Raw genomic sequence first — 15,841 nt, forward strand, 5'->3', positions numbered from 1 at the left:
CTGAATGCTTTAAAAAGATGCGACCGTTGCTCCAAATTTATATTTTATTATGTTTAGCTATCATTTTAAATAGTTGTGGGCAAACTGTTTCTTCCGGAAAAGCGGTATTCCAATACAATGAACCCACCGGTATTGCGAGTCTAGATCCGGCTTTTGCAAAGAATCAATCAGTAATTTGGGCGGTTCACCAATTGTACAATACCCTTGTTGAAACTGATTCCAATTTGAACATTGTTCCCCTGATCGCAAGTTCTTGGGATATAAGCGAAGATCGCACAGCCTATACCTTCCACCTTCGTACAGATGTTTATTTTCACGATAATGATGCATTCCCCAACGGCAAGGGGCGAAAATTAACAGCTCATGATGTGGTTTATAGTTTTTCAAGAATTACAGATAAATCAGTAGCTAGCCCGGGTGCATGGATTTTTAACAATAGAGTAGACAGCGTACATCCTTTTATAGCCCTAAACGACTCTACTTTCCAACTAACACTCCAACGTCCTTTTAGCCCTATTCTTGGCGTGCTCTCAAATGTATATTGCTCTATTGTTCCGAGAGAAGTGGTGCAGAAATATGGCAAGGATTTTCGAAGTCATCCCTGCGGCACCGGACCTTTTCAATTTAAATTTTGGGACGAAGGACAAGCACTGGTGTTTTGGAAAAATCCGCATTACTTCGAAAAAGATGGGAAAGGGAATCCACTACCTTATCTAGACGCAATTAAAGTCAGTTTTTACGATAGCAGGGCAACAGAGTTTTTACAATTTCAACAAGGAAACATCGATTTCATTAACGACTTGGATCCATCCTTTAAAGACGAAGTGCTCACAAAAACTGGTCAGTTGAAAAAGCAATGGGTGGGTAAGATCGACTTGCAGAAACATGCCTATTTAAATACCGAATACCTTGGTATTCTAATGAAGCCTGATCCTACACAAAGCAACCCTCTATTGAATAAATTGGTTCGGAAGGCCATTAACCTTGGGTTTGATCGTGAAAAATTAATATTGTACTTGAGAAACTCTATTGGAAAAGCGGCCAACAGTGGATTCATCCCCGCAGGATTACCTTCCTATAATGATACTCTTGTACAAGGATATCATTACGATCCGATCAAAGCACGTCAGTTTTTAGAAGAATCGGGCTACGTTAAAACAAAGCCTCCTATCAAATTACTTACAATACCCATTTATGCTGATTTGGCAGGATACATAGCGCGACAGTTGGAGGACATTGGTTTGAATATTTCAGTAGAAGTGATTCCGAAAAGTTTATTGTTAGAACAAACAGCGCAGTCCAAAGCTCCGTTCTTCCGAGCAAGCTGGATTGCCGACTATCCGGATGCGGAGAATTATCTCAGCGTTTTTTATAGTAAGAATCCCGCACCACCGAATTACACACGTTTCAATAATGCAGCATTCGATGCACTTTATGAATTGGCAATGAATACTCCAAATGATTCTGCTCGCTTCGAACTGTATCGTAAAATGGATCGAATAATTGTGGAAGAAGCGCCACTGGTTCCTTTATGGTATGATGAGGTTATACATCTTGTGAGCCCTTCTGTAAAAGGGTTTCCGGCAAATGCGTTAAACTGGTTGGAACTAAGGCACGCCAAGAAAAACTAAAAATTTCTGAGTAGAACAAGGTTAGTTAGTGCTCTACTGGTTCATTAAGCAGCGGATTCTTAGTTAGCAAAAGTGCTAATACTATAAAGTACTAAAAATATGTAAAACAGTACGGCGCATACAACCACCGCGGGCCCATTCGATTTCATAAAAGTAGGTTTAAGATGAAAAAGGATCGAATGGTCTTTCCAGGAAACGAATTGGAGATTTTTCGAGAGGATTGGAAGTATTACGACGTAAAACTACTGTCAATTTATGGGGTTGTCAACCCTTAGAACCTTCGTAAAAGGCCGCTGTCCATGAAAATCAAGCTTTTACCAAAACAGTTTTCGATAAATCACCCATTTTTATCGAAATTTAGCCTCATCAAAACCAAGATATGAGAAAACAGATCCTATTTCTATGCTGCCTGTTCTTTTCATTCGCAGCGATAGCTCAAATTGACCCAATTCTGAGCGAGCGCAAAAGAGCAGACGTTATCGATGAATTGTTGAACGACCGATTGAACAACTTGCTTCCACAATTGATGAAGCAAAAGGATATTGATTGCTGGGTAGTAGTAAGTCGCGAATACAATGAAGACCCCATCATTAAAACCATGTTGCCGGCCACTTGGCATGCTGCCCGTAGAAGAACCATTCTCCTATTTTTTAATACTCCTGCAGGTTACGAGAAATTGGCCATTGCCCGCTACAATGTTGGCGATGGAATTCAAGCCGCTTGGGATATGCAGGCCTTTCCCGATCAGTGGGATCAATTAGTGGCGCATATCGCTAAACGGAACCCTAAGAAAATAGCACTGAACTACTCCGGTAGTTTTGGTCATGCCGACGGGCTCGACCATTCCGAGTACACTGATATTCTTCAAAAACTTCCATCTGCTTTCAAATCGCGTGTGGTTTCCTCAGAGCCCTTAGCGGTAGCTTGGTTAGAGACCCGTTCTGCAAAAGAAATGGTGATCTATCCTCAACTTATCAGCATTACCCATAAGATTATCGATCGTGGATTTTCGGAGCAGGTCATTACTCCAGGGGTTACTAGTACCGATGATGTGGTATGGTGGTTTAGAGAAGAGTTCAGACGTTTAGGACTCGATACTTGGTTTCACCCAAGTGTGGCCATTCAACGCAGCGATTCATTGAGTTTTGAGCATTTGAGAGCTTTTTCTAACAGACCCAAAGATCAAGTAATATTACCGGGCGATCTACTGCATGTTGATATCGGTATCACGTATTTGAGATTGAACACCGATGTTCAGCAACATGCTTATATGCTGAACCCCGGTGAAACGGATGCACCACAATCATTGAAAGAGGCTTTCAAAAGAGCCAACAGAGTTCAAGACATCTTAACCTCTCAATTCAAAGCCGGAAAAACGGGTAACCAAATTCTAGCCGATGCCTTGGCTCAATGCAAAGCAGAAAAGCTTGAAGGTGTTATTTATACCCACCCCATTGGCTACCATGGACATGCTGCAGGACCAACCATTGGTATGTGGGACAATCAGGGCCGAACTCCCGGTAGCGGCGACTATCCGATGTTTTACAATACGGCGTATTCTATAGAATTGAATTGTTCTTCATTCATCCCTGAGTGGAAGAAAACCATTCGAATTATGTTGGAGGAAGATGGTTATTTCGAAGAAAAAGGATTCAGATATATCAACGGCCGCCAGGAAAAACTGCTGTTAATCCCCCGTGTACAGTAATGAGAGTAGTACTCTACGATCTACAAACAAATTGTATTCTAAACTGAAAAATGGGTCGATGTTTACAAAGTTGTAAACATCGACCCATTTTGATTATTAATTAATAATTATTAATTGTTTAGTGGGTTTTCTTCAACTTATCCTTAAACACTTTTTCAAACTTCTCTAACTTAGGTCTGATAACAAAATAACAATAAGGTTGAGAGCCATTTTGATTGTAGTAATCCTGGTGGTAATTCTCAGCCGCATAGAAACTAGTGAATGGACTAATTTCTGTTACGATGGGTCGGTCGAAAGCACCGCTCTTACTTAACTCTTCTTTGTATTTTAATGCTTTTGCTTTTTGTTCCTCGTTGTGATAAAAGACTGCGCTTCTGTATTGTGGCCCTTCATCATTTCCTTGCTTGTTTAAAGTGGTTGGATCGTGCGTTTGCCAGAATACTGAGAGTAATTCGTCGAAACTGATTTTTGAAGGATCGAATACAATTTGAATGCACTCAGCGTGTCCTGTTGTTCCGGTGCATACTTCTTTATAGGTTGGGTTTACTACATGTCCGCCGCTGTATCCGGAAGTCACTTTCAACACGCCCTCCAATTGTTGGAAAATTGCCTCTGTACACCAGAAGCAACCGTTGGCTAGGGTAGCCGTGTCCATAGTGGCTGATCCGCTCGTTAAGGCTGTGGCGGTAGCCGTTGCTGTTGTTGTCATAATTTTATTAGGAGTTTCTCTTTGAGCACAAGAAACCAGTGTTGTAAAACTTGCTATAATCAGTGTTAAACCGAGGTTCATGGTACTTCTTTTTGTAGACTGAGTCATGGAATATCAAATTTCGTGTAAATTTCAATACAAAACAGGGCCAGATTCGTCGCCCAAACGACATTCGGTACGCTTTACCATGCCCTTAACAGTTTCATATACGCCTGCTGCTCAAGTTAGCGATGTTAACAATTCTGCAAATAATTTGTTTAGGCAATACGGGTGATTTGAGCGAATGAGGGCACATTTGGAGGGAACGAAAAAGCAAAAGACGAGGAGAAAATACAGGCTCAACAGAATGTCGAATCTAGTTTCTCGGTAGGATTTTCGAGTAAAATCATGCAGATTACAGGCTCTGCCTACTAATCTGAGTAAATCTAGTCCTCAATTCCTTAAAAACCTTCCTATTTTTGCGCCCTGTTAATTAAAAAGTATGAAGTTTTTTCCCGAATCGGCACTAGTGCAGTTGGAATTTGATAAGATCAAGCAATTGGTGGAAGCCCATTGTAAGACGGAGTATGCCTTGGCAAAAGTGGCCGATTTGCGCATCCATACCCGCAAAGATTATATCGATCTTGACCTCCGACAAACCAATGAATACAAGATCATTCTGGAGAGCGGCAACTATTTCCCCAATGATCATGCATTGAACATTTCAAAAGAACTGAAGCTGTTGTCAATTCCCGGAGCCGTATTGTCGGGAGAACAATTTGTGCTGATCCGAAAATTAGCGGAAAGTTTGAAGAATATATTCCGTTGGTTCGACAATGATACGCGCACAGCTTTTCCTGCCTTGGTAAAAGTGATTGAAAATACTTATTACGAAAAGGCGATTCTGGAAATGCTCAATGATATACTCGAGGACAATGGAACGGTAAAAGACAGTGCATCGGAAGAGTTGCAGCAAATTCGGATGAGTTTGTATCGAAAAAGAAATGAGCTCAGAAAAGTATTTGAGAAAGTTGTATCGAAATGGACCAAGGCGGGCTACGTTGCTGATATCGAAGAGTCTTTTTTAAATGGAAGAAGGGTAGTGGCAGTTCAAGCCGAATACAAACGTCAAGTGAAAGGGATTTTATTGGGTGAAAGCGACACACGAAAAACTTCTTTTGTTGAGCCGGAAGAAACGATTGAACTCAACAACGATGTGTTTGAACTGGAAAATGAGGAGCGACGAGAAGTGTACCGAATTTTGCGCCAACTCACTCAGCACTTATCAGTGTATGCTTCCTTGCTGAAAACCTATTTGGACATCCTTGGTGAGTATGATTTTATTCGAGCCAAAGCCAAATTTGCCGTGGAAATCAAAGGTCAAGTGCCTCAGTTAACCGACAAGGCACAAACACATTTGATCCAAGCATTCCATCCGCTTTTGTATTTATACAATCAAAAAGCAGGGAAAACAACTTACCCAACACAAATTCATCTCGACGATAAGAACCGTATCTTACTGATTTCAGGGCCCAATGCGGGTGGTAAAACAGTTACGTTAAAAACGGTGGGTCTTCTTCAATTGATGCTCCAGAGTGGCTTGTTGATTCCTGTTCATCCCAGTTCAGAAATGGGTATCTACAAACAAATCATGATTCATATTGGGGATACCCAAAGTTTGGAATTTGAACTCAGTACCTATAGTTCGCATTTGAAAAACATGAAGCATTTCGTGGAATTTTCAAATGGCAGAACCCTGTTTTTTATTGACGAATTGGGAAGTGGTAGTGATCCAAACTTGGGTGGCGCTTTTGCTGAAGTGATTATGGAAGAATTGGTTAAAAAGCATGCACAAGGAATTGTTACCACTCACTATTTGAACCTCAAAGTAATGGCCGGTAAAACACCCGGTATCATTAATGGAGCCATGGCCTTCGACGAAACCAATTTGATGCCGCTCTACAAACTTAATATCGGAAAACCGGGAAGTTCTTACACCTTCTCCATTGCCGAACGAATTGGTTTGGACAAACGCTTGATTGAACGTGCACGACAATTGGTAGACAATGATCATTTCCGATTAGACAAATTACTCACGCGAACAGAACAAGACCTTCAGTTTCTCGAGAAAAAGGAAAAGGAGCTCAATAAATTAATGCGTGAGAATGAACGATTGAAAAAGGAGATGGAGCAAACCTTGGATAAGGAAAAGCACCGTCAACAAGTTGAACTGTTGCGTCAGCAAAATAGAATTACCGAAGACCGAATTCAATATTTAAAGGATATGGAGCGAAAGCTCAAGCAAATTGTGATGGACTGGAAAAAGGCTACCGGTGAAGATAAGAAAGAGTTCATGAAGCAATTGCAGATACTCTTGTTTAAGCAGAATCAACAACAATCTACAGAAAAGGCGCAGAAAAAAGTAAATACGAAGTTTCAAGAAGTAAAGGCCGATTTGGTGATTGGACAACAGGTGCTGATAAAAAAGAATCACCAAGTAGGAGTGATCAAAGAATTGAAGGGGAAGAAAGCGATTGTTCAAGTTGGATTGATGCCGATAACCGTTGATGCGGGAGAATTAGTAGCGGTAATGAAGAAAGAAGAAGGATCCAATTAGAAATGAATTGTTGAAAAGAGAAAATCCCCAACACTGATCTGTTGGGGATTTTTTGATTATAGGCTTTTAAACAATAATTGATCTTATAAACTGGAATGTAAATAGTCTTTCAGGTGAGAAATGGTTTCTTGATGGGCAAGGATGGTTTCCTTAACAACATCATTAATAGAGATAATCCCAATCACCATTTCACTTTCAAAAACGGGTAAATAGCGAACATTTTGCTCAGACATCAATTGCATGCAATAGTCAACGAGGTCATTGGGGGTTACACGCGGAATGTCTGTTGTCATAATTTCTCCAACAGTGGAGTGAGTGGACGATTTCCCTTGGAGAATTACTTTTCGGGAATAATCGCGTTCGGTCATTACACCCATATATACGCCATCTTTCATCACCATTACGGATCCGATGTTTTGATCGGCCATAATTTTCAACGCGTCAATTACGTGGGTATCGGGTGAAACGGAAGTGATATTGCTTCCTTTGCGAAGTAGAATGTCGGCTACTTTTCTATTCATAATGGCGGTTTTGGTTAATAATCGTTGTCATAAATTAACGATTTGGCGGGACCTGGCCAATTTTTTTTATAAAATGGTAAAAATCAGCCCTTTTTTATTTGAAAAAACAATTTTCGCACCGTACATTTGCGGCGGAGAGATGGCAGAGCGGTCGAATGCGGCGGTCTTGAAAACCGTTGACTGTCACAGGTCCGGGGGTTCGAATCCCTCTCTCTCCGCTGAACCTCATAACAAGTTGAATTAAAACTGGTTGTGAGGTTTTTTTATTGCCTTTCGTATAGAATGAAAACCTATTTTACCCCAAGAGATCAGGATTTACAGGATTAGAGGATTCTCAGGATTACTTTCTGAAATCAAGCTGCCTCCAATCAAGAATAAGGGTTTTACTTTATGGGCATTTTTTTAAAAATTTTACGGCATTTTATACTGTTTTTTAAGATTCGCGTCATTCACATTAGTTTCAAATTTTGGGTCCATTTCTCATAAGCTTTCATTTTCGTTTATAAGGGTATGAATCCATCCCGTAAATCCTCTAATCCTGTAAATCCTGATTCTTATCCTGATTAATTGTAAAAATGACAATTATTCGTACATTCACTCAAACAACGATTTCATGAAACGCACGCTCTTGTCACTATCGCTTGCATTTGCACTGGTTCCTTCATTGGCTCAGAATAAAGATTACCCTATTCAGCCCGTTCCTTTTACTCAAGTGAGTGTGCGCGATAATTTCTGGTTACCCAAATTAAGAGTGAATGCAGAAGTGACCATCCCATATACCTTGGCACAGTGTTACAGAACCGGACGTATTGACAATTTCTTGCGTGCTGCCGGGAAATTACCGGCTGATACAATCACTGCCTTTACCTTCGATGATACCGATCTCTATAAACTGATTGAGGGGGCTTCTTACAGTCTCCAAAATAAACCCAATCCCAAACTCGCAAAAACCCTCGATAGCCTTATTTCTGTGATTGCTGCAGCTCAAGAACCCGATGGTTATCTCTACACTTTTCGCACCATGAAACCCAAAAAGCAACACGATTGGGTGGGATCAAAACGCTGGGAGAAAGAGGAAGACCTGAGTCATGAACTCTACAATGCAGGCCATCTGTATGAAGCGGCCGTAGCCCATTATTTGGCAACCGGCAAAAAGAACTTCTTGAACATCGCAACCAAAAATGCCGATCTTCTTGTAAAAACTTTTGGATGGGGCAAGGAAGAAAAGTTCCCCGGACACCAAGTTGTAGAAATGGGACTTGCCAAACTCTACCGCGTTACCGGAAAAAAAGCCTACCTCGATTTGGCGAAATTCTTCCTCGACTTGCGCGGCAAAGAAGGACATCTAAATCACGAATACAGTCAGGCCCACAAAAAAGTAGTGGATCAACATACAGCCGTAGGTCATGCCGTTCGCGCTACCTATATGTACACCGGAATGGCCGATGTTGCTGCCCTTACTGGCGATAAGGCTTATCTTTCTGCAATAGACGATATCTGGCACGATGCAGTGGAAAAGAAGATTTATATCACCGGTGGCATCGGAGCTACCAATAACGGAGAAGCCTTTGGCGGTGATTTTGATCTACCCAATATGACCGCCTATGCTGAAACATGCGCATCTATTGCAAATGTATATTGGAACAGTCGTATGTTCTTGTTGCACGGCGACGGACAATACATTGACGTGCTCGAAAGAATCTTATACAATGGACTGTTATCGGGTGTTTCTCTAAGTGGCGATAAATTCTTTTATCCCAATCCACTTGCATCTTTAGGGCAGCACCAAAGAAGTTCTTGGTTCGATTGTGCCTGTTGCATTTCAAATATGTCGCGTTTTCTGCCTTCAATGCCGGGTTATGTGTATGCTCAGAATAGAAACGATCTCTATGTGAATTTATATGTAGGAAGTGTTTCTACCATTAAGCTTCCGGTTAGTAAAATAAAGCTCACACAAGAAACCAATTATCCTTGGAATGGAACTATTAAACTAACCGTTGATCCGGAACAGGCGGCCAACTTTGCAGTAAAAATGAGGATCCCCGGATGGGCTCAAAACAAACCTATTCCGGGTGGATTGTATCAAGTGATGCAATCATTAAAAGCCAAGCCCGTGTTGTTATTGAACGGGAAGCCCGTTGCTTATGATATCGAGAAAGGCTACGCTACAGTGAAGCGAAGCTGGAAGAAAGGAGATCAATTGGAATTACAATTGCCTTGGGAAGTTACCAAAGTAGAAGCGCGTTCCGAAGTGGCCGCTGATCAAAAAAGATTTGCCTTGCAAATGGGCCCAATTTTATATTGTTTGGAAGGACCCGACAATAAAGATTCGGCAGTTATGAATATTGTAGTCAATAAAAATGCGCCTGTTCAAACTGTTTACAACGAACAATTATTAAATGGTGTAATGACAATACAAATGACCGGATCGGCAACCAAAAGAATGGAAAATTCAGATGCGTTGCAATTAACTGATCAAACTGTTACTGCCATTCCATACTATTCATGGGCCAATAGAGGACCCTCTGAAATGGAAGTATGGATTCCCTATGACGCCTCTGCAGCTAAACCCAAACCGGCTCCAAGTATTGCTTCCAAAAGCACAGTAAGTTCTTCAGTGAAGAACAAACGCATGTTTAGAGCGCTTAATGACCAGTACGAACCCGCTGATTCAAAAGATGGCAGTGCATCTTATTTACATTGGTGGCCTAAGAACAACACAGAAGAGTGGGTTCAATACGATTTTGATAAAGAATACACCATATCAGAATCAAGCGTGTATTGGTTCGACGACGGACCCTGGGGTGGATGTCGAATTCCTTTAGAATGGAAACTTTATTATAAGAAAGGAAGCGAATGGATACCGGTTAAAAATCTTTCGCCTTATACCATAACAAAAGACAAGTTTGATACCGTAAAGTTCGAAGCTGTAACCACAACAGCTTTGAAGTTGGTGGTGCAGTTACCGAAGGATAATTCTACGGGGATTCACGAATGGAGCGTGAAGTGAGCGAACAATTAAGAATTAAGAAGTAAGAATTAAGAATTGAGGTCATGCATTAGTTGCGGTTGTACAACTTTTGAATCAAAACTGTAGTTGTAAATTCTTTCTTTTTAGTTTAGTTGAATTTAGCTTGCAATAAAAAAAATGACCCAACGTAACATTGTGAAAGAAAAATCAATGAAGTTTTCATTGAATATAATTAGATATTGCGAGTTGCTAAATGTTCAAAAAAAATACATTATTTCAAACCAATTGTTGAGATCTGGAACGGCAATCGGAGCACTTATTCACGAATCAAAGTTCGCAGAAAGCAGAGCGGATTTTATTCATAAACTTAAAATTGCCCTTAAAGAAGCCAATGAAACCCTTTATTGGTTGGATTTATGCGAGAATTCTGAAGTGTACCCATCCGACTTTGAACTAAAACATGACGCCGATGAATTGGTTAGAATTTTAGCTTCGATTGTTAAGTCTTCTACAAAAAGTTAGCAATATGAAAATTGCGGTTAAATTCTTAATTCTTAACTCTTAATTCTTAATTCCTAATGCTGATTTGATTTCGGCCCAAATCAATCCGCTGCCGCCACCGTAATGATGTACTATGGGAATAAATGAATTCAAAGAAGCTACTTGCTGTTGAATGTTTTGTTCTTCCTCATCACTTAAACCAGAACCTACCAAAACTGCATCAATCTGCGTATTTTTTTCGAGAAGCATGGAAACCGATTCCGGGCAAGTGCATGAAATGCACGTCCAGCCTTCTTCCTGCTCTAGCAAGCGCTTCATCACCGCTCCAATTTCAGGGTCTTTGCAAATGGATACTATGTTCAAATTTCTATTCATAATAAAAATCCCGGCTGTGATTGCCCAGCCGGGATGATATATACTAAGCCTTCACCAATTGAATTTCTGCGAGTAAACGTACTTCTTCACTTACTAAAACACCGCCTGTTTCCAAAGCTGCGTTCCAGTTCAAACCCCAATCTGTGCGATTGATCTTGCCATTCAAAGTAAATCCTGCTTTCAAATTACCCCAAGGATCTTTGTTAACGCCACCAAATTCTACATTCAGAACTACTGGTTTTGTAACATCTTTAATAGTCAAATCACCTTTCAATTTGAATTCACTTGCATCTGAAGTTGCTTCAAAACCGGTGCTTTTGAAACTGATTTCAGGAAACTTTTCAGCATCAAAGAAATCTGCACTTTTCAAGTGACCATCTCTTTGCTCACTGTTAGTGTTAACACTTCCAGTTTTTGCACTGAAACTGATTGAAGATTTTGTGAAATCATCACCCTCTGTAGTGGCACTTACAGTAAAGTCAGTAAAGCTTCCGGTTACAGTAGTGATCATCAAGTGTTTCACTTTAAATTGGAGTTCGCTGTGTGAAGGGTCTAAAGCCCAAGTTGTTGTTGACATTGTGTTATGTATTTTAAAAGTTTAATTTGCGTTGGTTAATTTCATTGGTACTTCCATTAAAAGGATTCTGCTATTAGCACTGGTTGCTTTTAAGTTAAACCCTGTGCTGTCTATAATTCCCAAACCATCTCTTTTGTTCAATTGTTGACCTTCGATTTCAAAACTTCCTTCTAAAACGAATGCATATACGCCATTACCTGACTTTTTGATTTGATACTGGGTGCTTACTCCATTATCAAAATTCCCCATATGAAACCAAGCGTCTTGATAAATCCATACACCCTCGTCATCAGCATTGGGCGACAATACCTGTTGCAATTGATTGTGACCTTTTGACGGATCGAGGGTAATTTGATCGTATCTGGGACTTACATTTCTTTTATTGGGGTATACCCATATTTGAAGAAATTTTACCGCTTGGTCTTTGTTCTTGTTGTATTCACTGTGATAAATACCGGTTCCTGCACTCATTACCTGAACATCTCCGGATCTAATTACAGTGGTGTTACCCATACTGTCTTTGTGTTCCAAATCACCTTCCAATGGAATGCTGATGATTTCCATATTGTCGTGCGGGTGGGTTCCAAAGCCTTTTCCCTCAGTTACGGTGTCGTCGTTCAATACGCGTAACACTCCAAAATGCATTCTATCAGGATTGTAATAATGAGCGAAACTAAATGTGTGGTGGCTGTTCAACCAGCCTAAATCTGCGTGACCTCTCGTGTCTGCCGGATGATATATTGTTTGTGTCATATTCGTTTAATTTATACCACAAATTTGCGTTGATTTTCATGCTTGTTCCAATAATGTAGGTCAAGAAAAAAAGTTAATCTAGGTTAAGAAGGGGGGGTATAATCAAGAATTAAGAGTTAAGAATTAAGAATGAAACAGCCGATAGTACAGGAAGGAGGATGAGAGGAAACGAGGAAGGAGGAAATACAGCGTTGAATGATGGAACGAGGGAAGACAGAGAAAGAAGGGGGGGAGGAACAGGGGGAAATACAGGAGCGAGGATAAGAGGAGACGAGGAACGAGGAAATACAGAAAAACTGCCAGCGCTGCGTTTACGCTGCGACCGCTGCGCCGCTGCGGTAAAAAAGCTATGCTTAAGAATCAATTAGCAAATAATCAGGTTGATTGAATATCGGTTTCTAATCTGTGAGAATCTGTTTTAATTTGTATGGATTCTGTGGTTATAAAGGAACTTTATAAGGACAAACCCTTTGCGCTCTTTTTTAAACTTCTTTCCCTTTGCGAATCCCAAGCAGCAAAGCTGCGCAAAACTTAATAACTAATAACTCAATAACTCAAAACTTTATCTAAAGGTATTCTGTGGTAAAAAGAAGCCTAAGGCCTAAAGCCTACTATACTAATTGATCAACTAACCTTTAAGCCATTGACTTTTCATCTTACTTAGAAATTCAGGAGTTACCCCAATAAAACTTGCGATTTGTTTTTGCGGAAGTGTATTAATTAGGGTGGGGTAGATGTTGCAAAATCGCTCGTAGCGCTCTTTAGCGGTAAGACTTAAGTTTTCGACTAACCTCTGGCGACTGTTGACCAATGACTTTTCAGTCACAATTCTAAAATAGCGCTCCAGCTTTGGCAATTCATCAAACAACGCTAATTGATCTTTTCTGCTTAATAACAATAGCTCTGTGTTTTCAATGGCATCTATAAAAAGGTTTCCGGGTTGCTCACTGATAAAGCTAAACATATCTGTGATCCACCAACCCTGCGGCGCAAACTGAAGGATGTGTTCAAATCCATTATCGTCAATGGAATAAGAACGTAGGCACCCGGAAACTACAAAAGCTGCATCTTTTGCCACCTGATCAGCCTGCAAAAGGTATTGCTTCTTCTTGACCGTTTTCTTGCGCATACGATTCAGTACAACCGTAAGCTCTTGCTCCGTTATACTGATATGCTTTGAAAAAGTATGATGTAGTAATTCCATTTAAACTAGTAGACTGTCGATTGAAACTTGTGTGTAGTCATCAATATACTCAGTAATGTTTTTCAAATCGGCAAACTCTTCTTCTGTATGAATGCCTTTAATTACAATGCATTTCATGCCGGCATTTTGAGCACATAAAACACCTTTAGGAGCATCTTCAAAAACCAAACACTCTTCCGGTTCTAAACCCATTCCGGCCGCACATTTCAAAAAGGTTTCGGGGTTTGGTTTGCTCGAACTTACATCATCGGCGCTAACCAGCGTATGAAAATAAGGACGTATGTTCAATCCATCGAGTACAAAATCGATATTGAACATGATGGCAGCGGAACCGATACTCATTTTTATACCTCTATCAAAAGCTTCTTTGATAAACGATTCTAAACCTGGGAGTAATTTTAATTGAGGGCGAAAAGCGGCTTGATACGCCTTTTCTTTTTCGTAACTCATAGCGTCTTTTTCCTCATAGGTAAACCTGCCTGGAAACATGCGCTCAAGTAATTCATGATTCTTGCCATAGCATTCCTCTTTCATTCGCTCTAAACTAATTGATGCACCTAAATCATTGAGAATTCGATGCCAAGCTTTGATATGGTACTCCATATCATCGATCATAGTGCCATTGAGATCGAAAACAAATCCTTTTATCATACGGTTGCAAGGTACTATTCAAGGGGGAGAATGCCAATTTTCAGCAATGTGAAAGCATGTGATATATGTCACTGTTTTTCAGCTTCTCAATGCTGAATTTTACAGTGCTATCAATTTGGTATGTTCATTCCCGGATGCGGTTGCAAGATCAATTCCGGGAAACTTTAAAAATTATTATTATGTTCTCTATTTTAAAAAGTTTGTTTGGAAAACCGGTCGATTTTCAATCTGTATTGAACAGAGGGGCCATCATTGTAGACGTGCGTTCCAATGGCGAATTCAAATCCGGCTCTGTGAAAGGCGCAAGAAATATTCCTCTAGATCAGCTTTCATCAAAAGTAAGTGAGTTGAAAAAGACAGGCAAGCCTATTATAACTGTGTGTAGAAGCGGAGCCAGAAGTGGGATGGCAAAATCAATTCTTGCAAATGCAGGATTGGAGGTCTACAACGGTGGACCATGGATTTCACTCGCATCTAAAATTAGTTAATATGAAACAGGTACTTTTCACAGGCTGGCATTTTGCAAGAATCCTTCGGATGGCTTTGGCATTGGCGATTGCAGTTCAGGGCATTGTTCAACACGATTTTCCAGTAATTCTAATCGGGTTTCTATTAGCCGCTACCGCTTTGTTCAATATTGGATGTTGCGGCCCTTCGGGATGTTCGGTACCTACTAGAAGTGTAAAGTCGGAAGAAAAAGTGGAATTCGAGGAGCTTTGAATAGAATCAAATAGGGTACAGGCCTTTAAAAGTAAAGGCGTCGCAAACATTGGTTGATTAATAAAACCTCTTTTATACGATGACAGTAGAACAACAAATAACTTGGTTCAGCCGAATTTTACGCTGGTTGTTAGGAACGTTCTTCATAGCAACCGGAATTTGGTTTTACGAAAAGGGGGCTTGGCCCGCCATTTTATTTGGCTTGGTTATTTTTTTAACAGGTTTTTTGAAGCCAAAAAGATGTATTGAACAGGGAGATCTGTAAACATTTCTTAACTTTAGTGAACACATGAGTATCTTTGCAGAGAACTCATGGGTGTTTTTTTAAAATCGAACCGAATGAATAAGTTTACGCTCATTGCAGGCATCGCTTTGATAAGTTTGGGATCATGTAAAAGCAACACGCCCGATAGCTCGGAAGACATCGTTGTTAACGTAGATGCGTCGGCTCCTGAATTGCCTGATTTTGAAGTGAAAGATGCTAGTGGGAAAGTGGTCAATCTAAAATCACTGAAGGGTAAAAACGTGTTGGTGAATATCTGGGCGAGCTGGTGTCCACCTTGCAAAGCTGAAATGCCGTCGCTCGCATCCTTGTATTCATCTGTTGATGCATCGAAGGCAACTTTTGTCATGCTGGCAATTGATGACGACTTTATGAACTCACTTCAATGGTTGAGTGAAAAAAATATCAAAGTACCTGCGTATTATCCCATGGGAAATCTTCCCGAATTATTCAACGTACAGGGCATTCCTGCAACATTTATTTTCAATAAAGACGGAAAATTGATCAAGAAAATTGATGGAGCTGAGAACTACAACACAGGCAGTTACAAAAGGCTACTTTCAAAATAATTCAAAAAAGAAATCAATGCATAACAAAAAGAGCGTTCCAAATGAACGCTCTTTTTGTTATGTTTTCATTTT

General features: G+C 40.3%; 15 protein-coding genes and 1 tRNA gene. 9 read left to right on the forward strand and 7 right to left on the reverse strand.

Annotation, left to right across the window (positions count from 1 at the left end):
- Window positions 1-17: 17 nt before the first annotated feature.
- Complete coding sequence (locus ACQ2HE_RS13390; protein WP_430896038.1) at window positions 18-1,631, forward strand: ABC transporter substrate-binding protein; 1,614 nt, start codon at window positions 18-20, stop codon at window positions 1,629-1,631.
- 379 nt (window positions 1,632-2,010) lie between these two features.
- On the forward strand, window positions 2,011-3,339 hold the full coding sequence (locus tag ACQ2HE_RS13395; RefSeq protein ID WP_430896037.1) for a M24 family metallopeptidase: 1,329 nt from the start codon (window positions 2,011-2,013) through the stop codon (window positions 3,337-3,339).
- A 118-nt stretch (window positions 3,340-3,457) separates the two neighbouring features.
- Here the strand turns inward: ACQ2HE_RS13395 and msrA are convergent, their stop codons facing one another.
- Window positions 3,458-4,156, reverse strand: a complete 699-nt coding sequence (gene msrA, locus ACQ2HE_RS13400) for a peptide-methionine (S)-S-oxide reductase MsrA (protein ID WP_430896035.1) — start codon at window positions 4,154-4,156, stop codon at window positions 3,458-3,460.
- A 373-nt stretch (window positions 4,157-4,529) separates the two neighbouring features.
- Between msrA and ACQ2HE_RS13405 the strand changes: the two genes are divergently transcribed.
- Window positions 4,530-6,644 (forward strand): endonuclease MutS2, encoded by a 2,115-nt coding sequence (locus tag ACQ2HE_RS13405; RefSeq protein WP_430896033.1) that lies wholly within the window; start codon window positions 4,530-4,532, stop codon window positions 6,642-6,644.
- An 83-nt stretch (window positions 6,645-6,727) separates the two neighbouring features.
- Here ACQ2HE_RS13405 and ACQ2HE_RS13410 read toward each other — a convergent pair whose 3' ends face one another.
- A complete protein-coding gene (locus tag ACQ2HE_RS13410; protein WP_430896031.1) occupies window positions 6,728-7,165 on the reverse strand; it encodes a CBS domain-containing protein in 438 nt (145 codons plus the stop codon).
- A 133-nt stretch (window positions 7,166-7,298) separates the two neighbouring features.
- On the opposite strand from ACQ2HE_RS13410, the gene ACQ2HE_RS13415 reads away from it, so the two are divergent.
- The 3 genes from ACQ2HE_RS13415 (at window position 7,299) to ACQ2HE_RS13425 (ending at window position 10,658) form a co-directional block, all read left to right on the forward strand.
- A tRNA-Ser gene (locus ACQ2HE_RS13415) sits at window positions 7,299-7,383 on the forward strand.
- Between the two features lie 395 nt (window positions 7,384-7,778).
- A complete protein-coding gene (locus tag ACQ2HE_RS13420) occupies window positions 7,779-10,175 on the forward strand; it encodes a glycoside hydrolase family 127 protein (RefSeq protein ID WP_430896029.1) in 2,397 nt (798 codons plus the stop codon).
- Window positions 10,176-10,331: 156 nt separating this feature from the next.
- The gene (locus ACQ2HE_RS13425; protein ID WP_430896027.1) at window positions 10,332-10,658 is read left to right on the forward strand and encodes a four helix bundle protein; all 327 of its coding nucleotides are present in this window, start codon (window positions 10,332-10,334) and stop codon (window positions 10,656-10,658) included.
- Between the two features lie 39 nt (window positions 10,659-10,697).
- On the opposite strand, the gene ACQ2HE_RS13430 is transcribed toward ACQ2HE_RS13425, so the two are convergent.
- The 5 genes from ACQ2HE_RS13430 to ACQ2HE_RS13450 form a co-directional block, all read right to left on the reverse strand.
- Entirely contained in the window at window positions 10,698-11,012 is a 315-nt protein-coding gene (locus ACQ2HE_RS13430) for a hypothetical protein (RefSeq protein ID WP_430896026.1), read from the reverse strand.
- 43 nt (window positions 11,013-11,055) lie between these two features.
- Complete coding sequence (locus ACQ2HE_RS13435) at window positions 11,056-11,589, reverse strand: YceI family protein (RefSeq protein WP_430896024.1); 534 nt, start codon at window positions 11,587-11,589, stop codon at window positions 11,056-11,058.
- A gap of 21 nt (window positions 11,590-11,610) precedes the next feature.
- Window positions 11,611-12,342, reverse strand: a complete 732-nt coding sequence (locus ACQ2HE_RS13440) for a pirin family protein (protein WP_430896022.1) — start codon at window positions 12,340-12,342, stop codon at window positions 11,611-11,613.
- A 628-nt stretch (window positions 12,343-12,970) separates the two neighbouring features.
- Window positions 12,971-13,546, reverse strand: coding sequence for a Crp/Fnr family transcriptional regulator (locus ACQ2HE_RS13445; RefSeq protein WP_430896020.1), 576 nt, complete (start codon window positions 13,544-13,546; stop codon window positions 12,971-12,973).
- The gene (locus ACQ2HE_RS13450) at window positions 13,547-14,197 is read right to left on the reverse strand and encodes an HAD family hydrolase (RefSeq protein WP_430896018.1); all 651 of its coding nucleotides are present in this window, start codon (window positions 14,195-14,197) and stop codon (window positions 13,547-13,549) included.
- Between the two features lie 179 nt (window positions 14,198-14,376).
- Between ACQ2HE_RS13450 and ACQ2HE_RS13455 the strand changes: the two genes are divergently transcribed.
- The 3 genes from ACQ2HE_RS13455 to ACQ2HE_RS13465 all read left to right on the forward strand — a co-directional run bounded on the left by ACQ2HE_RS13455 (window position 14,377) and on the right by ACQ2HE_RS13465 (window position 15,769).
- Window positions 14,377-14,685: a rhodanese-like domain-containing protein gene (locus ACQ2HE_RS13455; RefSeq protein ID WP_430896016.1), complete on the forward strand. Its 309-nt coding sequence runs from the start codon at window positions 14,377-14,379 to the stop codon at window positions 14,683-14,685.
- A gap of 1 nt (window position 14,686) precedes the next feature.
- On the forward strand, window positions 14,687-14,917 hold the full coding sequence (locus ACQ2HE_RS13460) for a hypothetical protein (protein WP_430896014.1): 231 nt from the start codon (window positions 14,687-14,689) through the stop codon (window positions 14,915-14,917).
- A 339-nt stretch (window positions 14,918-15,256) separates the two neighbouring features.
- Window positions 15,257-15,769 (forward strand): TlpA family protein disulfide reductase, encoded by a 513-nt coding sequence (locus tag ACQ2HE_RS13465; protein ID WP_430896012.1) that lies wholly within the window; start codon window positions 15,257-15,259, stop codon window positions 15,767-15,769.
- Window positions 15,770-15,841: the final 72 nt, after the last annotated feature.

Source organism: Endoryza foliicola (genome assembly GCF_050589245.1).
In the GTDB taxonomy this organism is placed as follows: Bacteria; Bacteroidota; Bacteroidia; order Chitinophagales; family Chitinophagaceae; genus Endoryza; species Endoryza foliicola.